Source organism: Pseudothioclava nitratireducens, assembly GCF_029210495.1.
In the GTDB taxonomy this organism is placed as follows: Bacteria; Pseudomonadota; Alphaproteobacteria; order Rhodobacterales; family Rhodobacteraceae; genus Pseudothioclava; species Pseudothioclava nitratireducens.
This window is the reverse complement of sequence record NZ_JARGDK010000024.1, coordinates 1-4492: the sequence shown is the minus strand read 5'-3', so window position 1 is coordinate 4492 and position 4492 is coordinate 1. Positions and strand designations below refer to the sequence as shown.

The window sequence follows — 4492 nt, the reverse complement described above, 5'->3', positions numbered from 1 at the left end:
CCGAGGTCAGGGGAGAGCCTGAACGCTGCGGCACTCGTCTGGTCGAAGGCGCCGGTTATCGTCGGCGCTCATGACACCGGACCATTGATCCGCTCAAAGGACGGGTTCTGGCTGGCAATCCCTACGCCTGCTGCAGGTCGTGGCCTCCGTGGTGGTAGGATCACCCCCGGCGAATGGGAACGGCGGCGCGGGTTACGGCTGCGGTTTGTCTATCGACGCAGGGGGCCGAGCCTGTTGGTGGCGGATGGGCGGCTGAACAATCGTGGGCTGGGCGTTGCGTCACGGTCAAAAACCGGCCGTGGACGCAGCACGGTGCCGATCTTTCTGCTGGTGCCACAGGTGAAGCTCGCGAAACGGCTCAATCTGGCCCGCGACGCTGACCGCGCGCAGGCGACGGTCCCGGGACTGATCGTGGCAAATTGGGTAGAGGCCAAACTATGAGTGCGCGCGAAACCATCCTCACAGCGCTGCACGCGCGGCTTTCGATATTGCCTGCCACCGCCCTGCGGGGCGACGTGCTGCCTGAGCGTGTGCCGACCGATGGCTTGCTGATCCTGCGCGACGGCGAACCAGGAGAGCCCGAAGTCACGCTGTCACCGCTGCGCTACCACTACCAGCACCGCGCCGAGATAGAGACGGTCGTGCAGGGCGCGAACCGTGATGCTGCCTTCGATACACTCTGCGCTTGCATTGGCGCGGCGGTCGCAGCCGATCGAACATTGGGCGGACTTTGCGACTGGGTGGAGGCGGAAGCACCGCAGCCGGTCGATCTGCCTGTTGAAGGTGCGGCCGGCCTGAAGGCAGCCGTGATCCCAGTAATCCTGTCCTATTCCACGGCTGACCCGCTCAGCTGACCCCGCTAATCTGAGGAGACCACCATGGCACGAGCCCAAGGGGCGCGAGCGCAGATGGCGCTGGCGTTCGAGACCACCTATGGCATGCCGCCTGCGAGCGGTTTTACCAAAATGCCCTTCGCCAGCACGACGCTTGGCGCGGAGCAACCGCTTCAGACGTCGGAACTTTTGGGCTACGGGCGCGATCCGCAGGCGCCGATTAAGGATGCGGTGACGGCGGATGGCAATGTTGTTGTTCCGATCGATGCTGAGGCCTTTGGCTTTTGGCTCAAGGCATGTTTTGGAGAACCAGCCACGACTGGCGCCGACGCCCCCTATACCCATGCGTTCCAATCCGGAAACTGGTCGCTCCCGAGCTTCTCAATCGAGACGGGCATGCCGGAAGTGCCACGTTATGCGATGTATGCGGGTTGCATGGTTGATAGTCTCAACTGGCAAATGGCGCGCTCGGGACTTCTGACGGCTACGGCCAGCATCGTGGCCCAGGGCGAGACAATTTCCTCGACCACGTCCGTCGGGACGCCTGCCAGTATCACGCTGAAACGCTTCGGCCACTTCAACGGTGCTATTACGCGCAATGGCGGCAATATCGGCAACGTTGTCTCCGCCGATATTACTTACGCCAACAATCTCGACCGCATTGAGACCATCCGGGCGGATGGTAAGATCGACGGGGCGGATCCCTCAATTGCAGCGCTCACCGGCAATGTGGTCGTGCGCTTTGCTGATCAAAGCTTGGTGACCCAAGCGATCAATGGCGAGCCTTGCACGCTGGAGTTCTCTTACACGCTTGCCTCTGGCGAAACCCTGACCCTGGCCGCCCACGCCGTTTACCTACCGCGGCCGCGCATTGAGATCTCAGGCCCGCAGGGTGTGCAGGCGACTTTTGATTGGCAGGCGGCCAGCGATCCGGTGATGGGGCGTATGTGCACCGTCAGCTTGGTGAACGATCGAGAAACTTATTGAGGACGCTTCATCACCGCCTTGGAGGGAGCAAAGACAGGATTTATGAGCTTTAAAACGGCGCGACCCTCGATGAATACTTCAGAAACTGATGACATTTTGATCATAGCAGTCGCCTGCATACTGAGATTTGACAGCATGACCGTGGTGTCGTGCAAACGTGCTTCGGCGCGCTCGGCTCTTTGCGTTGTTGATTGAAGTTGCGAAGTGAGTTGATCGATTTGGTCTTTTAAGCTGTCGCGCTGAAATCGCGTGATTTCCAGTGCAATGGATGTTTCCATGAGCTCTTTGTCCGTCATTTTGTCAGTGCCTTTACCGATAATATAGGAGAACAGTATATGTTGCGTTTAAGATTGTCGACGGAACCAGAATGGCTAGATCTCGGCCACGGCGTCCGCTTGTTTGTAGAGCCTCTGACCACCGCGGTCATGCTCGCCGCACGCAGCGATCCGGCGATCCTGGCTGCCACGCAGGTGGCCGAGGGCGAAGATACTCCCTCCAACGACGATCTCGCGCGCATCGTGGCCAAGGCGGTTGCCCGCATCGTCGTGCACGATTGGGAGGGTGTGGGCGACGCGGAGGGCAAACCACTGTCTGTCACGCCGGACGGTATAGACGCGCTTTTGGAGCTCTGGCCGATCTTCGAGGCGTTCCAGACCACATATATCGCGGGCGCGCTGATACTGGATGCGGAAAAAAACGCCTGACCGCTCTCGCCGACTGGGAGTTCGGCGGGGGCGGTGAATATTGCGCGGCTTGTCCCTCCGTATGTGCGGACTGTCCGCGCATCCTTCACAAACCGCTGACACTTGAGGGCTGGCAGGTCTGGGATCTGGTTCAGCGCCTCGGCGGTCAGATAAGCGTGACCGGCGGGATGAGCGGCGGCGCTGTCCTCGGTTGGGATATGGCTGCTGCCCTTCAGCTTGGGACAGCCCTCGGGCTCTCGCCCCTGATCATCGCGGAACTCCTGCCGCCGATCGAGGCGATGATGGTGCGCAAGATCAATGAAACCATGCAAGCCGGATCAAGCCTAACCTGACCTCGTTCCCAATGGAAACGAGGTATCATCGCATTCCGAGGTCTTACTCTCATGGCAGAAAAACGTGTCTCCGTCCGCCTCTCTGCGACTGGCGGGCGGCAAGTGCGCGCCGAGTTGGAGGGCGTTGGTGCGGCCGGGTCGCGGGGTATGGGGCGTCTGAGCCGGGAGCTGGATCAAGCCAATGCGCGCATGGCGGCTTTTGCGCGCCGCGCCAAGATTGCCGCGACAGCTGCTGCGGTCGCCTTGGCCGGTGCTGTTGTTGCAATGACCCGCTCGACGGTCGCTGCCGCCAATGAGATTGATCAGCTGTCACAAGTTGCAAATGCGGCACCGGAGGTGTTCCAGCGCTGGTCGGCGGCCTCGGCCACGGTGGGGATCGAGCAAGAGAAGCTGGCCGATATCCTGAAGGACGTGAACGACCGCGTCGGCGACTTCCTGCAGACGGGCGGCGGTCCGATGGCGGATTTCTTCGAGAACATCGCGCCAAGAGTGGGGGTGACGGCGGACCAGTTCGCCCGGCTTTCGGGGCCGGAAGCGCTGCAACTCTACGTCAATAGCCTCGAGCGCGCAGGCGTTAGTCAACAGGAGTTGACCTTTTATCTCGAGGCCATGGCCTCAGAGTCTGATTCAAAACTAATTGAGCGTTCTCCATTTCTTGCAAGATGCCGTGTCACGCGTCTGATGTGTGCGATGAGGATCCAAGCCTCTGCGCTCGCGATTGATTTTTCCTAATCCTTCGACAGACGTCTACAGCGGTTTAGCCAGGCGAAGGTGCGTTCGACAACCCAGCGTCGCGGCAGGACCTCAAAGCCCGCTGTGGTGTCAGAGCGTTTGACGATTTGAACGGTCCATCGTCCGAGGGCCTTTAGCGCGTCCCGAAGTTTGGGCCCTGCATACCCGCCATCTGCAAACACATGCCGCAATGATGGGTATCGCGATGCGATCGCTTTCAGCACATCGGGAGCGCCATCACGGTCCTGAATTCCAGCGCTGTGAACGACCAAGCCTATCAGTAATCCAACCGTGTCGGTTACGATGTGTCGCTTGCGGCCCTTGATCCGTTTTCCCGCGTCATAACCTCTAACCCCTCCACTTTCGGTGGTTTTTACGCTCTGACTGTCGATGACCCCCGCTGTTGGCGCGGCCTTACGGTTCTCGGCCAACCGTGCAGCTTCGACCAGCTTACGGTTCATGTCGTCGAGTATGCCGTTGTCCCGCCATGCGTAAAAATACCCACGCACTGTCGAGACAGGTGGAAAATCGTTTGGCAACATCCGCCATTGGCATCCGGTCGTTGCAATGTAGAGGAGCGCGTCGACCACGTCACGTAAACACGTCGTGCGGGGCCGACCAGTGGTCTTCGGCGGAGGTGTCAAAGGGGCTATCAACGCCCATTCGGCATCGCTCGTATCACTTGCGTATTTACCGCCTTGTCGGGCATGTTGACGACGGGTGAGTTCAGTCCAAGCCATTGTGATCTCCATTCAGCCTTACAACCGAACAGAATCACAAGTGACTGAACTCACTCAAATAGTTTCAAATCAGGCTCTAAGGCGTGAGAGGTAGCGTCCGTCAAGGTGGTGTAATTTCCCAGATGGCCTGAGGTCATGATCAGGCGGCTTTCGTGGTTATGCTG

6 protein-coding genes and 2 pseudogenes are annotated in these 4492 nt (G+C 59.7%); 6 read left to right on the top strand and 2 right to left on the bottom strand.

Annotated elements, in window-relative coordinates; translation table 11 throughout:
• The 3 genes from P0X85_RS14915 to P0X85_RS14905 all read left to right on the top strand — a co-directional run.
• The coding region (locus tag P0X85_RS14915) for a DUF6441 family protein (protein WP_275815114.1) at window positions 1-441 on the top strand (441 nt) is incomplete at its 5' end.
• Window positions 438-854 carry an acyl-CoA transferase gene (locus tag P0X85_RS14910; protein ID WP_275815111.1) on the top strand — a complete coding sequence of 139 codons (417 nt, stop codon included), beginning with the start codon at window positions 438-440 and terminating at the stop codon, window positions 852-854. The genes P0X85_RS14915 and P0X85_RS14910, both read left to right, overlap by 4 nt.
• A gap of 24 nt (window positions 855-878) precedes the next feature.
• Window positions 879-1820: a phage tail tube protein gene (locus P0X85_RS14905; protein WP_173507359.1), complete on the top strand. Its 942-nt coding sequence runs from the start codon at window positions 879-881 to the stop codon at window positions 1818-1820.
• Here P0X85_RS14905 and P0X85_RS14900 read toward each other — a convergent pair.
• Window positions 1814-2116, bottom strand: coding sequence for a hypothetical protein (locus P0X85_RS14900; RefSeq protein WP_173507360.1), 303 nt, complete (start codon window positions 2114-2116; stop codon window positions 1814-1816). The genes P0X85_RS14905 and P0X85_RS14900 overlap by 7 nt on opposite strands.
• A gap of 39 nt (window positions 2117-2155) precedes the next feature.
• Here P0X85_RS14900 and P0X85_RS14895 point away from each other — a divergent pair, with 39 nt between their 5' ends.
• From P0X85_RS14895 to P0X85_RS14885, 3 genes and pseudogenes are all read left to right on the top strand, one after another.
• Window positions 2156-2524: a hypothetical protein gene (locus tag P0X85_RS14895; protein WP_173507361.1), complete on the top strand. Its 369-nt coding sequence runs from the start codon at window positions 2156-2158 to the stop codon at window positions 2522-2524.
• Between the two features lie 167 nt (window positions 2525-2691).
• Entirely contained in the window at window positions 2692-2856 is a 165-nt protein-coding gene (locus tag P0X85_RS14890; protein ID WP_420851849.1) for a DUF7697 family protein, read from the top strand.
• A gap of 51 nt (window positions 2857-2907) precedes the next feature.
• Window positions 2908-3480, top strand: a pseudogene (locus P0X85_RS14885) (phage tail tape measure protein); the annotation flags it as partial.
• On the opposite strand, the pseudogene P0X85_RS14880 reads toward P0X85_RS14885, so the two are convergent.
• Window positions 3453-4328 (bottom strand): annotated as a pseudogene (locus P0X85_RS14880) (IS5 family transposase). The pseudogenes P0X85_RS14885 and P0X85_RS14880 sit on opposite strands and share 28 nt — an antisense overlap.
• Window positions 4329-4492: the final 164 nt, after the last annotated feature.

What these genes read in the sequence shown, in the direction of transcription:
- P0X85_RS14910 (WP_275815111.1), top strand. Translation starts at nt 438, where the DNA reads ATGAGTGCGCGCGAAACCATCCTCACAGCGCTGCACGCGCGGCTTTCG.
- P0X85_RS14890 (WP_420851849.1), top strand. Translation starts at nt 2,692, where the DNA reads ATGAGCGGCGGCGCTGTCCTCGGTTGGGATATGGCTGCTGCCCTTCAG.
- P0X85_RS14895 (WP_173507361.1), top strand. Translation starts at nt 2,156, where the DNA reads ATGTTGCGTTTAAGATTGTCGACGGAACCAGAATGGCTAGATCTCGGC.
- P0X85_RS14900 (WP_173507360.1), bottom strand. Translation starts at nt 2,116, where the DNA reads ATGACGGACAAAGAGCTCATGGAAACATCCATTGCACTGGAAATCACG.
- P0X85_RS14905 (WP_173507359.1), top strand. Translation starts at nt 879, where the DNA reads ATGGCACGAGCCCAAGGGGCGCGAGCGCAGATGGCGCTGGCGTTCGAG.